This window comes from Achromobacter sp. PD1 (genome assembly GCF_048541815.1).
Taxonomy (GTDB): domain Bacteria; phylum Pseudomonadota; class Gammaproteobacteria; order Burkholderiales; family Burkholderiaceae_B; genus Achromobacter; species Achromobacter bronchisepticus_A.
The window spans coordinates 1,994,291-2,009,815 of sequence record NZ_CP183349.1 but is presented as its reverse complement, the minus strand read 5'-3'; the positions used below and the strand labels follow the sequence as shown (position 1 = coordinate 2,009,815).

General features: G+C 67.0%; 13 protein-coding genes. 5 read left to right on the top strand and 8 right to left on the bottom strand.

Translation table 11 applies throughout. The features are described from left to right. From ACM1PE_RS09545 to ACM1PE_RS09535, 3 genes are all read right to left on the bottom strand, one after another. Positions 1–1,206 (bottom strand): ABC transporter substrate-binding protein, encoded by a 1,206-nt coding sequence (locus tag ACM1PE_RS09545; RefSeq protein ID WP_059374343.1) that lies wholly within the window; start codon positions 1,204–1,206, stop codon positions 1–3. A gap of 17 nt (positions 1,207–1,223) precedes the next feature. After that, positions 1,224–2,021 (bottom strand): GntR family transcriptional regulator, encoded by a 798-nt coding sequence (locus tag ACM1PE_RS09540; protein ID WP_059374342.1) that lies wholly within the window; start codon positions 2,019–2,021, stop codon positions 1,224–1,226. A 62-nt stretch (positions 2,022–2,083) separates the two neighbouring features. Further along, the gene (locus ACM1PE_RS09535) at positions 2,084–3,790 is read right to left on the bottom strand and encodes a sensor domain-containing diguanylate cyclase (RefSeq protein ID WP_419343099.1); all 1,707 of its coding nucleotides are present in this window, start codon (positions 3,788–3,790) and stop codon (positions 2,084–2,086) included. A 117-nt stretch (positions 3,791–3,907) separates the two neighbouring features. Between ACM1PE_RS09535 and ACM1PE_RS09530 the strand changes: the two genes are divergently transcribed. Both ACM1PE_RS09530 and ACM1PE_RS09525 read left to right on the top strand, forming a co-directional pair. Beyond that, positions 3,908–4,537: a hypothetical protein gene (locus ACM1PE_RS09530; RefSeq protein WP_419343098.1), complete on the top strand. Its 630-nt coding sequence runs from the start codon at positions 3,908–3,910 to the stop codon at positions 4,535–4,537. Then, the gene (locus ACM1PE_RS09525) at positions 4,530–5,636 is read left to right on the top strand and encodes a hypothetical protein (protein ID WP_419343097.1); all 1,107 of its coding nucleotides are present in this window, start codon (positions 4,530–4,532) and stop codon (positions 5,634–5,636) included. Before ACM1PE_RS09530 ends, ACM1PE_RS09525 begins: the two co-directional genes overlap by 8 nt. 22 nt (positions 5,637–5,658) lie before the next feature. On the opposite strand, the gene ACM1PE_RS09520 is transcribed toward ACM1PE_RS09525, so the two are convergent. Beyond that, entirely contained in the window at positions 5,659–7,071 is a 1,413-nt protein-coding gene (locus ACM1PE_RS09520; protein WP_419343096.1) for a PLP-dependent aminotransferase family protein, read from the bottom strand. 99 nt (positions 7,072–7,170) lie between these two features. Here ACM1PE_RS09520 and ACM1PE_RS09515 point away from each other — a divergent pair, with 99 nt between their 5' ends. Both ACM1PE_RS09515 and ACM1PE_RS09510 read left to right on the top strand, forming a co-directional pair. After that, a complete protein-coding gene (locus tag ACM1PE_RS09515; protein WP_419343094.1) occupies positions 7,171–9,417 on the top strand; it encodes a sulfatase-like hydrolase/transferase in 2,247 nt (748 codons plus the stop codon). Between the two features lie 22 nt (positions 9,418–9,439). Beyond that, positions 9,440–10,420, top strand: coding sequence for a Bug family tripartite tricarboxylate transporter substrate binding protein (locus ACM1PE_RS09510; protein WP_419343093.1), 981 nt, complete (start codon positions 9,440–9,442; stop codon positions 10,418–10,420). Between the two features lie 16 nt (positions 10,421–10,436). Here ACM1PE_RS09510 and ACM1PE_RS09505 read toward each other — a convergent pair whose 3' ends face one another. Next, positions 10,437–10,973 carry a YaeQ family protein gene (locus ACM1PE_RS09505; RefSeq protein WP_059374335.1) on the bottom strand — a complete coding sequence of 179 codons (537 nt, stop codon included), beginning with the start codon at positions 10,971–10,973 and terminating at the stop codon, positions 10,437–10,439. Between the two features lie 151 nt (positions 10,974–11,124). Here ACM1PE_RS09505 and ACM1PE_RS09500 point away from each other — a divergent pair, with 151 nt between their 5' ends. Beyond that, positions 11,125–11,766, top strand: a complete 642-nt coding sequence (locus tag ACM1PE_RS09500) for a LysE family translocator (RefSeq protein ID WP_306632851.1) — start codon at positions 11,125–11,127, stop codon at positions 11,764–11,766. A 62-nt stretch (positions 11,767–11,828) separates the two neighbouring features. On the opposite strand, the gene ACM1PE_RS09495 is transcribed toward ACM1PE_RS09500, so the two are convergent. The 3 genes from ACM1PE_RS09495 to ACM1PE_RS09485 are packed head-to-tail and all read right to left on the bottom strand — an operon-like array spanning position 11,829 to position 15,522. After that, complete coding sequence (locus ACM1PE_RS09495; RefSeq protein ID WP_118933543.1) at positions 11,829–13,685, bottom strand: dipeptide ABC transporter ATP-binding protein; 1,857 nt, start codon at positions 13,683–13,685, stop codon at positions 11,829–11,831. 17 nt (positions 13,686–13,702) lie between these two features. Next, complete coding sequence (locus tag ACM1PE_RS09490; protein ID WP_054456608.1) at positions 13,703–14,581, bottom strand: ABC transporter permease; 879 nt, start codon at positions 14,579–14,581, stop codon at positions 13,703–13,705. Continuing rightward, the gene (locus tag ACM1PE_RS09485) at positions 14,578–15,522 is read right to left on the bottom strand and encodes an ABC transporter permease (RefSeq protein ID WP_059374332.1); all 945 of its coding nucleotides are present in this window, start codon (positions 15,520–15,522) and stop codon (positions 14,578–14,580) included. The genes ACM1PE_RS09490 and ACM1PE_RS09485 overlap by 4 nt, the downstream gene beginning before the upstream one ends. Positions 15,523–15,525 lie beyond the last annotated feature (3 nt).

The following is a 15,525-nucleotide window of genomic DNA, read 5'->3' as shown; positions in this document are numbered from 1 at the left end:
TCAGGCCTTCAGCGGGAAGATGGCATCGGCCTGGCGGTAGTCGGCCGGGATGACGACCTTGATGTCGCCGCCGATCACTTGCGTCAGCAGAGGCTGCGCGCCGGTGTTCTGGCCGTCCACGAACTTGGTCGGGCCGTAGGGCATGATGTGGTCCGAGAAGGTGCTGGAGGCCAGCGCCTCGGTGATGGCGGCGCGGTCGGCGGACTTGGCGCGTTCCAGCGCGTCGGCCAGCAGCAGCACCGAGGTATAGGTCATGAAGACCTCGTAGCTGAAGTAGGCGCCCTTCTCTTCCACGCGCGCCTTCAGCGGGGCAACGCGCGCATCCTTGGGGTTGAACCAGTGGTTGCAGTCGAGGATGCCGTTGGCGATGTCGGGGAATTCCTTCAGGAACTTGTAGCTGGAGGCCGCGCCGCCCAGCACCGAGTAGATCGCCTTGGGCTGCACCTTCTGCTGCTTCATGGCGCGCAGCAGCAAGGCGTATTCGTTGTAGTAGTTGGCCGGGATCACGATGTCCGGATTGAGGGACTTCATGCGCAGCACGATGTTGTTGAAATCGCGGGTCGGGTTCGGATGCTTGACCACGTCCTTGACCTCGAAGCCATGCTGCGGCAGGGCCTTGGACAGCAGCGCCGCGGTGCCGGTGCCGAACAGCGAATCCTCGTGCACGATCATCACGGTCTTGGCCGGCTTGCCCGCCGCGTCGTTGAGCGCGGCCAGGTCGGTGATGGCGCGTTCGCTACAGGCGCGGTAGCCCGGGCCGAAACGGAAAGTGTTCTTCAGGCCGCGCTCGACGATCTGGTCGGCCACGCCCACGTCCACCACGTGCGGCAGGTTGTACTTGGCCGCGGTCTGCGTGGTGGCCAGGCAGATCGCCGACGCATAGGCGCCGACGATGGCCGACACGCCCGCCTCGTTCATTTTTTCGACCTCGGCCGAACCCGCCTCGGGGCGCGACTGCGCGTCGCCCAGCATGGCTTCCAGCGGCGCGCCGCCCAGCGACTTGATGCCGCCGGCCTTGTTGATGTCCTCGATCGCCAGCAGCGCGCCCAAGCGGCATTGCTGGCCCGAATAGGCCAGCGCCCCCGTCACCGGATGCAGGATGCCGACCTTCACGGGTTTGGCGCCCTGGGCGCGTGCCACCCATGGCGCCGACACCAGGGCAGCTGCGGCGGCGGATTGATAGAGGAAAGTGCGGCGCGAATTCATGGGCGATCTCCGAGAGTTCAATGGAATTGGGCGGACAGCTCTTCGCTGACCCATACCTTGGCGTCGATGCTGCCGACGCGTGACAGCTGCAACTGGTACTGATAGCGATCGGGGCGGTACAGGCCTTGCAGCAGCTGCACCGGCCGCTCGTTCACGTCGCGCACGATGCGCGTCACGGCCAGCAGCGCGGAGCCCACGGCCACGTCCAGGTGGCGCGCCACCTGCGCATCGGCCAGCCGCGCCGAAATGGTCTGGGTCGCGCCGCCGAACTCCACGCCGGCCGCTTCCAGCAACATCAGCAGGGGTTCGCGCTCCAGGTCTGCGCGCGTGAAATCGGCCACGGCCTGCGGCACGTAGGTCGTGATGTGGGACAGCGGCCCGGCCTCGGTGCTGCGCACGCGCAGGCTCTTGTGCACGGGCGCGCCGGGCGCCAGGTCCAGCGCCTCGGCCACCACGGGCGGCGCCGACACCAGGGCGCTGTCCAGCACCTGCACCGAGGTGCGCAGGCCCATGTTGACGATGTTCTCCAGCAGGCCGGTGAGGTGCGCCTTCTGCGGCGGATTGGCCTTGGGCGCGCTGGCCGGATTCGCCGGCGCGCGCAGCGGCCAGGTGCCCAGGCCGGGCCGGCGCGACACCAGTCCGTCAGCCACCAGCATCTCCATGGCCTTGCGGATGGTGATGCGGGCCACGTCGAACTGGTGGGCCAGCGCGTGCTCGCCTGGCACGCCGTCCTGATCGAAGCGCCCTTCCTGCACCTGTTCGCGCAGGACGAGGTAGATCTGGTGGTACTTCGGCAGAGGTAATGAGGTTCCCATGACGGGAACTCTAGGAGTGTCCTAATGTACCGTCAATGGAACAAATGACTTAGACGGTTGTTCTATCGGGAAAACACTGAGGGCGCGGACTCGATCCGGTTGCGCCCGCGCTGCTTGGCGTAATACAGGGCGCGGTCGCTGCGGCTGAGCGCCAGCTCGGCGTCCGCGTCCATGGTGTGCATGGTCGAGATGCCGATGCTGACCGTCAGCGGAATATGCCGGTCGTCGCCCAGCGAAAACGGCGCGGCCGCAATGCGCTGCTGCACGCGCGTGGCGAAGGCGTGCGCGCGCTCGATGTCGGTATCCGGCAGCACCACGGCGAATTCCTCGCCGCCGATGCGCCCCACCAGGTCGACCGCCCGCAGCTGGGCCCGCAGCGTATTGGCGAAGTGCTGCAGCACGCCGTCGCCGATGGCGTGGCCCCAGGTGTCGTTGATGCGCTTGAAATGGTCCAGGTCGCACATCAGCACGGCGGCGCAATCGCTGCCCTGGCGCTTGATCCGGGCCAGTTCCGCGGCGATGCGCGACATGAAATGGCGGCGGTTCGGCAGCGTGGTCAGGGCGTCGGTGGCGGCGAGTTCGCGCAGTTCGAAGTCGGCGCGCTTGCGGTCGGTGATGTCGGTCACGAAACCGTGCCAGACCACGCCACCGTCGGCCGCCTTGCGCGGACTGGCGTCGCCCTGGCGCCAGCGCAGGCCCTGCTGCGGCAGGCAGACGCGGAACTCCAGGTGCCAAGGGGTCTGCGCCGCGGCCGCGGCCTGCAGCGAGGCGTGATAGGTGGCCAGGTCCTCGGGATGGACGCGCAGCTCGATCGCCGCGGGGTTGGTGCGCACCTCGTAAGGCGTGAGTTCGAACATGTCCCAGATGCCCGCGCTGACATACAGGAAGCGCGACCCGCCCCCGGGCCGCTGGCCGCACTGGAACACCATGCCCGGCACGGCGTCGGTCAGGTTGACCAGCAGGTCCGCCGTGCGCCGCAGGCGTTCCGACATCGCGCGCATCGCGCTGATGTCGGTGGTGGTGCCCATCATGCGCAAGGCCCGCCCCTGCGCGTCGCGGCTGACGACCTTGCCGCGGCTGCAGATCCACTTGTAGCTGCCGTCCTTGCAAAGGATGCGGTGCTCGACTTCGTAGCTCTCGGTCTTGCCCTCGAAATGCGCCTGCATGGCGGCGCGCACATAGTCGGCGTCGTCGGGGTGCAGGCGTTTGTAGGAGTCCTCGATGCGGTTGGTGACTTCGGATTCGGCGTAGCCCAGCAGGGCCTTCCAGCCCGGCGAATAGGTGATTTCGCCGGTTACGACATTGCGGTCCCAGATGCCCGTGCCGCTGCCTGCAATGGCCATGGACAGATTGCGCGCCTCGGTGCGCCAGCCGTCTTCCGCCGCCCGTTCCGCCGCCAGGGCCTCGCGCTTCTCGACGGCCGCGACGGCCAGTTTGGCGAAATCGTGCAAGGCATCCAGGTCTTCGTCGCCGAAGTCCCGCGGCTGGCCGTGCAGCAGCCGGAACGTACCCAGCCGGCGGCCGTCGCAGGCATGCAGCGGGCAATCCACGGAGAAAGGAAGCGTGCCGGCCGCGGCGGCAGGCAAGGCGCCTGCCTGGGCCTGCCAGACGCCGTCGGCGTCGCTGCAGGCGACCAGCGCCATGTCCACGCCGAACTGCCGCCTGGCCAAGCGGACGAGCCGGTCCAGGGGGCCGTCGAGCCCGGTTTGCACATTCTCCGCGCCGCCGGCGGGCGCGCATGCAGGGGGAACGTCACCTGTTGCTGGCATGTCTGGACCTGACTCAACACGAGATTCATAGACATGGCCATGCCGGTGGCCATGACTGACATTTTGTCACGCTCTGCACCAAAATAGCATCATTTTGAACGATATGATCACCGGCCTATGGAACACCCTACCCGCCTGCTGCAACGCGCCTGGCTCCTGCTGCTGGCCATCCTGATCACCCTCCACGGCGGCCTGGCCCACGCCCAGGCGTTCGACCGCCAGGCGGAGAACGCCCGTTACCGGCAATGGCTGGAGGACTTCCGCGCCGACCTGCAGCGCCTGCGGCAATCGCCCGATCCGGCCAAGGCCGACATCGACAGCCTGTTCGCGAAGACCATCGTGCCGGCTTCCCGCGGCACCCAGCTGGTCAGGACACTGGTGGAGGCGCCCGGCGACTCCACCAGCGGCGAGGTCCACTACGCAGGCTTGCAACGCGTCTTCCTGGCCGCCCTGGCCAACGCCGTGGTGGCGAGCGACGGCGGCAACTACCCCGAAACGCAGGCCAAGTATCAGAAACAAGTATTGCGCGTGCGTTACATGCACGTGGACGGCGGCGGCCGGCTGGAGTCTTTTTTCAACGACCCCGAAAACTTCAAGCCCTACCGCCTGCCCGCGCCCGGCACCCTGGAGCGCGACGCCTACCCCTTCCTGCTGTTCGAGGAACATGAGGGCAAGCTGCGGCTGGGCGGCGTGTCCAAGGAATTCTGGGATCTGGTGAAGTTCATGGATACGCAGCAATATGCGTAAGCGACTGGTCCTGCTGCTGGCGGCCATCGCGCATGCCGGCCCTGCCCTGGCGGCCTGCGGCCCGGCCGCCGTCGATTTCGCCGCGCCCGTGGCGCTGAAGGCGGTGCCCGTCTCGGTCGGCCTGGGCGGCGACCGTGTCCTGCTGGGCCGCCGGGGCGAACGCGTTGCCGCCCGCAACAAGCCGGTATGGGTCGACGAAACCGGCGATCCGATGCCCCGGACCTGGATGGACAAGGTCGATTGGTCCGCCTACCGGCTGGAGAGCGCCTCGCGGGCGCCCACGAGGTTGTACTTCGACGACGATGGCCGGCTGTGCCGCGCGGAGTCCTACGACCTGCCCCGGCGCGGCGACGCCGCCCCCTTCCTGTCGGGCGGTTACACGCTGGAATACGACGGCAACGGCGCCCTGACGCGCGTGGTCGAGTACGAACAGACCGCGGTGCGCCGGCCGGCCACCTACGAGGCAAGCGGCCAGGCCTGCCTGAAACGCGATGCCCGGGGCGCACTGACCGCCTTCAGCGATGGAGCTTGCGACGCCAGGCAAGAGCCGGCCGCCGGCCGGTTCTACGCGCGCGACGCCGCAGGCCGCCTGCTGCGCGCCATCGATACCGCCGAGCAAGGCGGCGCATTCCAGGTCCAGACCTATGATGCCGAGGGTCAGCCAAAACAACGTTATGTGCGCCGCTATTCCCCCGGGGATGGCGCCAAATCCTACGCCTCCGTCGCGCACGCCTCCCCGGACTCCCGCCCTTATCCGGTGCACCAGGCAGAGTTGAACCAGCTATCCACCGAGGTTCCGGGCAATGACTGGCGCATCGTCAGCATCGCCGACGAGGTGGCGCTGGACGATCCGGACATGCAGTCCTGGAATCCGGACACGCAAACCATCCTGGCCCAGGGCGTGACCGACGCGCAAGGCCGCGCGCCGCTCTCGGCGGACGCGCAGGCGCGCGTCTGGCAGGCCATGCGCGACAAGCCTGGCAGGATCTTCTGGTATTCGGACCTGATGAGCCGGGTGCTGCTGCTGCCCGCCATGGACGAGGCCCGCTGGCGCGCCTGCGCCGATCCCGGGAATCAGGCCGCCGACGCCTGCGGCTGAGGCGCGCGGCACGGCCCGGGCCTCACGCTCCGCGCTGCTGCGTCGCGATCGCCCGCCATAACGCGGACATCCGCTCCGCATCCTGCATGAAGCCCACATTGAACCGGAACCACGGCGAGACGGCTCCGGGCTCGGGCAGGAATATGGCCCCGGGCGTCAGCGCGAAGCCGCGTTCCAACAGAGCACGGGTGCATGCCGCCGCGTCCTCCACGCCAGGCAGCTTGACCCAGAGAAAGAGCGAATGTTCGGGCGTGCAGAACACGGTCGCGCCATGCTTGCCAAACTGCCTGAGCGCATCCTTCACGGCGCGCCGGGTCCGCTGTTGCAGGTCCAGCACGTGCTTGTGGAATCGTCCTTCAGTGATCACCGCATGAACCGTGCGCTCGGCGAACGGGGAGCTGTTGAGCGACAGCACGGTCTTGACCGACACCAGTTCCCTGACATGCCGCGGCGCACAGGCCAGGAAGCCGACGCGCACCACGCTGGACAGCGACTTGGAAAAACTCCCCACGTATATCGTGTTTTCCAGCTGGTCCAGCGAGGCCAGGCGCGCGCAATGCCCCGGCTTGTAGTCCGCCAGCGCATCATCGTCGACGATCGTCAGCCCCGCCGAAGCCGCCAGCGCCAGCAGCTCGCGCGCTGTTTCCGCAGAAATGTCGCTGCCCGTCGGGTTATGGCCCACGGACTGCGTGAAGAACAGCTTGGCCCGGCTGGCCCGCAGCGCCCGCTTCAGAAAAACCAGATCGGGCCCTAGCGGCGTTCGGGGCACCCCAATGATTCTTGCGCCTTGCAGGCTGAGCTTGTTGAAGGTGGGATAGAAGCCGGGCGCGTCGACCAGCACGGTGTCTCCCGGCCGGACCATGTGGCGGATCAGGATATCGACCGCCTGGTAGGCGCCCTGGGTGAGGATGATCTGGTCCGAACGCGCCTCGATGCCATAGGCGCCGAGCTTTTGCGAAATGCTCTGGCGCAACGGCAGATAGCCGTAGGGGTCGCCGTAGCGGAACACGCTGCCCAGCCCGCTGCGCCCGATCTTGTGCATGTAGCGGTCGAGCCGGCAGTTCTCCAGCCAGGCCGAGGGCGGCAGGCCCTCGCCCACCGAATGGCCGCCTCCAGCCAGATGGAACGCCGACCGGTCTATGCCGATGCCCGCCAGCGCGTGATCCAGGGCCGGCGCCCAGCGCTCCGCCGAAACCGGCGCCTGCGGCACGCCCACCACGTAGAACCCCGAACCATGGCGAGGCTCCACATAGCCATCCGCCACCAGCAGTTCATAGGCCTGCACCACCGTGTTCTTGGCGACCCCCTTGATCTGCGAGTAGTGCCGCAGCGAGGGCAGCTTGGCGCCTGGGGCCAGATCACCCTGCCGTATCTGCAGCTTGATCTGGTTGGCGATCTGCTCGGAAAGAAGGTCCGGCGGGAAACGAGTGGCCATGGCGGATATCCAACTGTAGCGGCCAACTGTACCACTGGCTTTGCGGTACAGCGGCCTACGATGCAGGCACAACGAATCGATACCCACGGAGACCGCGCAATGCCTCACCCCAACGACCACTCGTTCAACGGCGTCATCGGCAAGACCTACCGCGATTCGACGCCGGACTGGCCGCGCAAGCCAGCAGCTCCCGAACAGGCGCCAAACGTCCTCTTCCTGGTGCTCGACGACGTAGGCTTCTCCGACCTGGGCTGCTACGGCTCCGAGATCCACACCCCGAACATGGACCGGCTGGCTGCGGGCGGGCTGCGCTATACCAACTTCCATGTCACCGCCATGTGTTCGCCCACCCGGGCCTGCCTCATGACCGGGCGCAACGCGCATTCGGTCGGCGTGGGCATCATTTCGGAATGGGCCAACGGCTATCCCTCTTATCAAGGGCGGATCACCCGCCAGGCCGCCACCTTGCCGGAGATCCTGGGCGACTATGCCTATGGCTGCTACGCCACCGGCAAATGGCATCTGACCAATCTCGCCGATTACGGTGCATCGGGGCCGCACGGCGACTGGCCGCTGGGCCGCGGGTTCTCCCGCTGGTACGGCTTTCATGGCGCCCTGATCGACCAATGGAATCCCGAGCTCTACGAGGACAACCACCCCATTCATATCGCGCCGCAACCGGGATACCACCTGTCATCCGACCTGGTCGACAAGACCATCTCGCAGATCCGCGATCACGTGACCTCGTCCGACAACCGGCCATTTTTCAGCTACCTGGCTTTTGGCGCCTGCCACTGGCCGCACCAGGTTCCCGCCAACTACATCCAGAAGTACAAGGGCCGCTACGACCAGGGTTGGGACGCCGTGCGCGCCGAACGTTTCGCCCGGCAAAAGGCCATGGGCGTGGTTCCGCAGAACGCGGAGATGGCTCCCCGCAATCCCGGCATAGGCGCATGGGAAGATCTGTCGGAAGACATGCGGCGCCTGGGCTGCCGCCTGCAGGAAACCTACGCGGCGTTCCTGGACCATACCGATGCCGAGATCGGCCGCCTGGTGGATTATCTGCGGTCCATCGGACAGCTGGACAACACGCTGATCGTGCTGCTGTCGGATAACGGCGCCAGCGCCGAGGGCGGCCCCACGGGCGCGATCAATATGCGCAAGCACATGACCCACGAACAGGAAACCGTGGCCTCCGCCCTGCCCCATATCGACCTGATTGGCAGCGAGCATTCATTCAGCCATTACCCGATGGGATGGGCGCAGGTTTCCAACACTCCGCTCAAGTGGTTCAAGAAGGACACCCATGGCGGCGGCGTGCGCGCCCCGCTGATCATGCACTGGCCGGAACGCATCAAGCAGGCCGGCGGGCTGCGCACCCAGTTTCATCATGTGATCGACGTCGTCCCGACGGTGCTCGACTGCCTGGGCGTGGAGCCGCCATCCGTCCACCAGGGCTACAAGCAGCTGCCGCTGCATGGCGTGAGCATGCGCTACAGCTTTGCCGAGCCCGATGCCCCCACCGCCAAGACCACCCAGTATTTCGAACTGCTGGGCGACCGCGCCATCTGGGATCGCGGCTGGAAAGCCGTGGCGCGCCACGTCAAGGGCCAGGACTACGACACCGAGGACCGCTGGGAACTCTACAAGCTGGACGACGATTTCACCGAAACGCGCGATCTGGCCCAGTCCCATCCCGACAAGCTGCGGGAACTGCTGGACCTGTGGTGGCAGCAGGCGGACGAGTTCGGCGTGCTGCCGCTGGACGACCGCGAGGCCGAGCGCGCCCGCGACTTCCTGGGCACGCAAACCCGCACGCACTACGAATTCCAGCCGGACATGGCGCGCATCGACCGCTTCATGGTTCCGGAAATCAGCGACCGCAGCTACTGCATCACGGCGGAATTGGCGGACCTGTCGGGCGCCACCGAAGGCGTGGTCTTTTCCTGGGGCAGCAGATTCGCCGGCTTTGCCTTGTACGCCCTGGGCGGTGAACTGGTCTACGAGTACATCTATACAGAAACCGTCGCCCATCGCCTGGCGGTCCCGCTGCCGCAAGGCACCGCCACCGTCACGCTGCAATTCACGCGCACTGGCCAGAATGCCGGACGCATCGCGCTACGCGTCAACGGCGAACTGATGGGAGAACTTGAGCTGCCGAAAACCTGGTGGACCTACAGCACCACCGCCGGTCTGACCTGCGGGTTGGCGGGCGTGCCGCTGACCGAGGCCTACCGTCCCCCTTTCCGCTTCAATGCCGCCATACTGCGCCTGGCCGTGGACCTGGAAAACGACGGCGGCGACAGCGCTGACGGCAAGCTCTGGACCGTATTCAAACAACAATAGCCCCGCCACACGGAGACAAACCATGAAAGGCATACCACTGGGAAAAACGCTGCTGGGCCTGGCGCTGTCCATCCTCGCCGCTGGCGCCACGGCGGCGCCGCCGGATTACCCCTCCAAACCGATCAGACTGCTGGTGGGGTATCCGCCGGGAGGCACCACGGACCTGCTGGCGCGCGCGCTGGGACAGCAATTGATGCAGGCGCTGAAACAGCCGGTCGCGGTCGAAAACAAGCCCGGCGCGGGCGGCGGGCTGGGAGCGAACCAGGTTGCTCGCGCCGAGCCTGACGGCTATACGCTGGGCGTGGGCAGCGCGGGCAACCTGGCGCTGAATTACGCCACCTACGCCAATATCCCCTATGACTCGCAGAAGGACCTGACCGCGCTGAGCCTGGTGGCCAGCGTGCCGAACGTGCTGGTGGTCAATCCCGCCACGCCGGCCAAGACCGTGCAGGAACTGATCGCCTACTTGAAAAACAAGAAGGGCGGCGGCTTTTTCGCCTCCACCGGCACGGGTAACGGCCCGCATCTCACGGGCGAACTGTTCAAGGCGCGCACCAGCCTCAACCTGACCCACGTGCCCTACCAGGGAGGCGCGCCGGCCATCACCGCGCTGCTCGGCGGCGAGGTCGACCTGCTGTTCGACAACCTGCCGTCTGCGCTGCCGTTCATCCAATCTGGAAAATTGCGCGCCCTGGCCGTCACCAGCGCCCACCGCGCGGCCATCCTGCCCGACGTGCAAACCATGCAGGAGGCCGGCATCGACAATTTTCAGGTCGATGCCTGGTTTGCCTTGTTCGGACCGGCCGCCATGGACCCGGCGGCGGTCGCGAAAATCGGCGCGGCCATCCGCGGCATGTCTGGAAACACGCCCTTTCTGGACGCGCTGAAGAATATGGGCACGGTACCGGAGCTCACCGATGGCGCGGCGCTGTCCAAGCTCATAGCCATGGAACGCGAACGCTGGCCGGCCCTGGTCAAGCAAGCCGGCATCAAGCGCGAATAGCGTGCCCGCCGGGAACCTAGCGCCAGGTTTCCGGCTCGACGCTGACCTCGCCCTTGTCGGCCGAGAAATACACCACGCCGTCCGAAATGTTGGCGTTCAGACGCATGGTGCGCTCGGCCAGCTGGGCCAGGGCGCGGGTCTGGTCGGACGGCAGGTTCACGATCTTGAGGTTGCGCGTGCGTTCCAGCTTGTTCTTCACGCCGTCCCACCAGATCTTGCTGGCGGAACCGCCATAGCAATAGACGATGACTTCGTCGGCGCGGCCGCAGGCGCGCAGGATGCGGCGCTCTTCGGGCTGGCCGACTTCGATCCAGAGCTTGACCGCGCCGGTCAGGTCCTTGACCCACAGGTCGGGCTCGTCGGTGTCGCTCAGCCCCTTGGTGAAGGCCAGTTCCTCCTGCGCGTGCAGGGCGTAGGCGACCAGCCGCACCATCATGCGCTCGTCGGTTTCCGAGGGATGGCGGGCGACCGTCAGCGAGTGGCTGCCGTAGTAGTGGCGGTCGGTGTCGGCGACGTTGAGCTCGGCCTTGTAGATGGTGGCGCGCAGGGCCATGGCGTAAATCCGGTGAATGTAGCGAATTGCTGAAGGCCGCCATGATAACGCCTGCGGCGCTGCGGCACGGCGACAGACGGCCGCGGACGCCGTCCCGGCGGCGCTACACTGGCCAGCTCCGCCTCGCCACGCCCGCTACCGGACCCCGCCCATGACCGCCACCGCCGCCCTGCTCGCCTTTACCCTGGCCGCCGCCATCCTGACCGTCACGCCCGGCATGGATACCGCCCTGGTGCTGCGCACCGCCGCCGTCGAGGGCGGCCGCCGCGCGCTCATGGCTGGCCTGGGTATCGCCGCCGGATGCCTGGCCTGGGGCGTGGTGGCGGCATTCGGCCTGGGATCGCTGCTGCTGGTATCGACCCTGGCCTACGACGCGCTGCGCATCTGCGCCGCGCTATACCTGTTCTATCTGGGGGTGAAGCTGCTGTGGGGCGCCCGGCAAGGCAAGCAAGCCACCCCCGATTCCGCGCCGCCCGCCCCCGCCGCGGCGGCCAGCGCCGGCGGCTGGTTCATGCGCGGCTGCCTGACCAATGCCCTCAATCCGAAGATCGGGATCTTCTACATCACCTTCCTGCCGCAGTTCATCCCCGCGGGCGCGGACGTGCTGCGCTTCAGCCTGCTGCTGGCAGGCATACACGCGATGCTGGGGATAGTATGGTTTGGCGTGCTGGTGGCGGCGACGCGCCCGCTGGCGCGCTGGCTGTCGCGGCCGGCCGTGATGCGCGGGCTGGACCGCATGACGGGCGCGGTCTTCATCGCCTTCGGCCTGAAGCTGGCGCTGGAAAAGCGCTAGTTTCGGCTCCCCCTGCACGCAGCGGGGGGATGCCGCCGGCTGCCAGCCGGCGGCCTTCTGCCTCAATAGACCCCGATCGAATGGCGGGCCACGAAGTGGCCTTCGCCCACGGCGACCAGGGGCTCGACCAGCGGATCGTCGCCCAGCTTGCGCATCGGGCTGGGGATCTCGTCGACCAGCAGCGAGCGCTCGCGGTGGCGGCGCTGCGGGTCGGCGATGGGCACCGCCGCCATCAGCTTCTTGGTGTAAGGATGCTGCGGGTTCTCGAAGATGGCCCGGCGCGGGCCGATCTCGACGATCTGGCCCAGGTACATCACCGCCACCCGGTGGCTGACGCGCTCGACCACCGCCATGTCATGCGAGATGAACAGGAACGACACGCCCAGTTCACGCTGCAGGTCCAGCAACAGATTGACGATCTGCGCCTGGATCGACACGTCCAGCGCCGACACGGATTCGTCGGCGATCACCACCTTGGGGTTCAGCGCCAGGGCGCGCGCAATGCAGATGCGCTGGCGCTGGCCGCCCGAGAACTCGTGCGGATAGCGGTCGATCATTTCCGGCAACAGGCCGCACTTGTCCATCAGCCAGCGCACCCGGTCCTGCGCCGCCTTGCCGCGCGCTACGCCGTGGATCAGCAGCGGCTCCATGATGGAGTAGCCCACCGTCATGCGCGGATCCAGCGAGGCGAACGGATCCTGGAAGATGAACTGGATGTGCTGGCGCAGGGTCTGCATGGCGCTGCCGCGCAGCGCGCCGATGTTCTTGCCGTCGAATTCGATGCTGCCGGCCTTGCTCTTGACCAGCTGCAGCAGCGAACGGCCGGTCGTGGTCTTGCCGCAGCCGGACTCGCCCACCAGCGACAGCGTCTCGCCCGGATACAGGTCGAAACTGACCTTCTCCACCGCGTGCACGCGCTTCTGCACCCGGCCCAGGATGCCGCCGGTGATGTCGAAACTGGTGGTCAGGTCGCGCACCTTCAGCACCGGGCCGTTTTCGCGGCGCACGGTGGACGCGGCCGCGACGGGCGCGGCGGCTTGCGGTCGCGCCGTGGCGTCGTCCACGCGCAGCAGCGGGAACGGCGCGGGCTCGTCCGTGCCCTGCATGGCGCCCAGCCGCGGCACCGCCGACAGCAGCGCGCGCGTGTAGGCGTGCTGCGGACGGGCGAAGACCTCGTCCGAGCTGCCCTCTTCCACCTTGTCGCCGCGATACATGACCAGCACGCGGTCGGCCACTTCCGCCACCACGCCCATGTCGTGCGTGATGAAGATCACGCCCATGTCCATTTCTTCCTGCAACTGGCGGATCAGCTGCAGGATCTGGGCCTGGATGGTCACGTCCAGGGCCGTGGTCGGCTCGTCGGCGATCAGCAGCTGGGGCTTGCACGACAGCGCCATGGCGATCATGACGCGCTGGCGCATGCCGCCCGATAGCTGGTGCGGATAGCGGTCCAGGATGGCGCGGGCCTCGGGGATGCGCACCCGCTCCAGCATGCGCAGCGTCTCGGCGCGGGCCGCGGCGGCGTCCAGCCCCTGGTGCAGCTGCAGGGCTTCGGCAATCTGGTTGCCGGCCGTGAAGCTGGGGTTCAGGGACGTCATGGGCTCCTGGAAGATCATGGCCACGTCCGCGCCGCGCACGCGCTGCAGCGTGCTGTCGGGCGCGTTGAGCAGGTCCAGCACTTCGCCGCTGCGCCGGCGCAGCAGCATGCCGCCATTGACGATACGGCCGCCGCCATACTCGACCAGGCGCATCAGCGCCAGCGAGGTCACCGACTTGCCCGAGCCGGATTCGCCGACGATGGCCAGGGTCTCGCCGCGGTCGACGTGGAAGGAGACTTTGCGCACCGCTTCCACCGTGCGCTCGGGGGTCTTGAAGCGCACGGTCAGGTCGTTGACCTGGACGACGCGCTTGGGGTCCATTGTTGTTGTCATGGTGATTACTTTTCCTGACGCGGATCGAGCGCGTCGCGCAGGCCGTCGCCCAGCAGATTGAAGCCCAGCACCACCAGGAAAATGGCCGATCCGGGGAAGATGGACATCCAGGGCGCCTGGGTCATGAAGTTCTTCGCGGTGTTCAGCATCGAACCCCAGGACGGATTCGGCGGTTGCAGCCCCAGGCCCAGGAACGACAGGCTGGCCTCGGCGATGATGGCCGTGGCGATGGTGATGGTGGCCTGCACGATCAAGGGCGGCATCACGTTGGGGAACACGTGCCGGCCGATGATGCGCAGGTCGGACGCGCCCAGGGCACGCGCGCTCTGCACGTAGTCCTCGTTCTTGACCGCCAGCACCTGTCCGCGCGTGAGGCGGATGAATTTGGGCGCGGCCGAGACGCCGATGGCGATCATGGCGTTGGTCAGGCTGGGTCCAAGGAACGCGGCCAGCGCGATGGCCAGGATCAGGAAGGGAATGGCCAGCAGCGCTTCGGTGGCGCGGGAGATGATGCTGTCGGTCCAGCCGCCGAAGTAGCCGGCGGCCAGGCCGAAGGGCACGCCCACCGCCAGCGCGATCAGGACCGACACCAGGCCCGCCATCAGCGACGCGCGGGCGCCATAGACCATGCGGCTGAAGATGTCGCGGCCCAGCTCGTCCGTGCCCAGCCAGTAGGACGCCGAGGGCGCCTTGCGGATGGTGGTGAAGCTGGTCTGGAAGGGATCGTGGCTGGCGATCAGCGGCGCCAGGATGGCGATCACGACAAAGAACAGCACGATCCCCAGGCCCAGCATGGCGATGTGGTTGCGCTTGAATTTGCCCCAGGCGCGGTTGCGGCTGCGGGGCGGCGTGACGGCTGCGGCCGTTGCAGGAATTGCGCTCATGAGTGCCTCAGGCGGGGATTGACCAGGATGTACAGGATGTCGGCCAGCAGGTTCATGATGATGAAACCCACCGCCACGCAGAGCACCACGCCCTGCACCACCGCGTAGTCGCGCGTAAAGACCGCGTCGACCACCAGCTTGCCGAAGCCCGGAATCGTGAATACCTGCTCGGTCAGCACGGCGCCGGCCAGCAGTTCGCCGAACAGCAGCGTCACCAGCGTGACGATCGGCATGAGCGCATTGCGCAGGGCGTGGCGCAGCACCACGCTGCGCGGCGACACGCCCTTGGCGCGCGCGGTACGCACATAGTCGGCCGACAGGGCTTCCAGCATGGCCGAACGGGTATGGCGCATGAGGTAGGCCGCGATGGCCGTGGACAGCACCAGGGACGGCATCAGCATGGTCTTGATCGACAGCCAGAAGTCCTCGGACGGCGACACGTAGCCCGAGGCCGGCAGCAGTTTCCACTGCACCGACACCACCATGATGAGGATGATGCCGAGCCAGAAGTTGGGGATGGACATGCCTGACAGCGCGGCGATGTTGGCGCCCATTTCGATGGGCTTGCCCTTGCGCACCGCGGCGACGATCCCCATGGGAATGCCGATCAGCAGCGCGAAGAACATGGCCATGGCGGCCAGTTGCAGCGTGACCGGCAGCTTCTGGCCGATCAGCGTGGTGACGGGAACGTCGGTGCGCAGCGATTTGCCCAGGTCGCCTTGCAGGACCTGTCCGGCCCAGGCGGCGTACTGCACGGGCAGAGGATCGTTGAGGCGGTACTTGTCGCGCAAGTAGTCCAGGACGGCCGGATCGCGTTCTTCGCCGGCCAGTGTCAGCACCGGGTCGCCGGGCAGGATTTTCTGCAGCATGAAGACGATCATCGACACCAATATCAGTGTCGGTATCGCGACGAGCACGCGGCGCAAGATGAGTTTAAGCATATG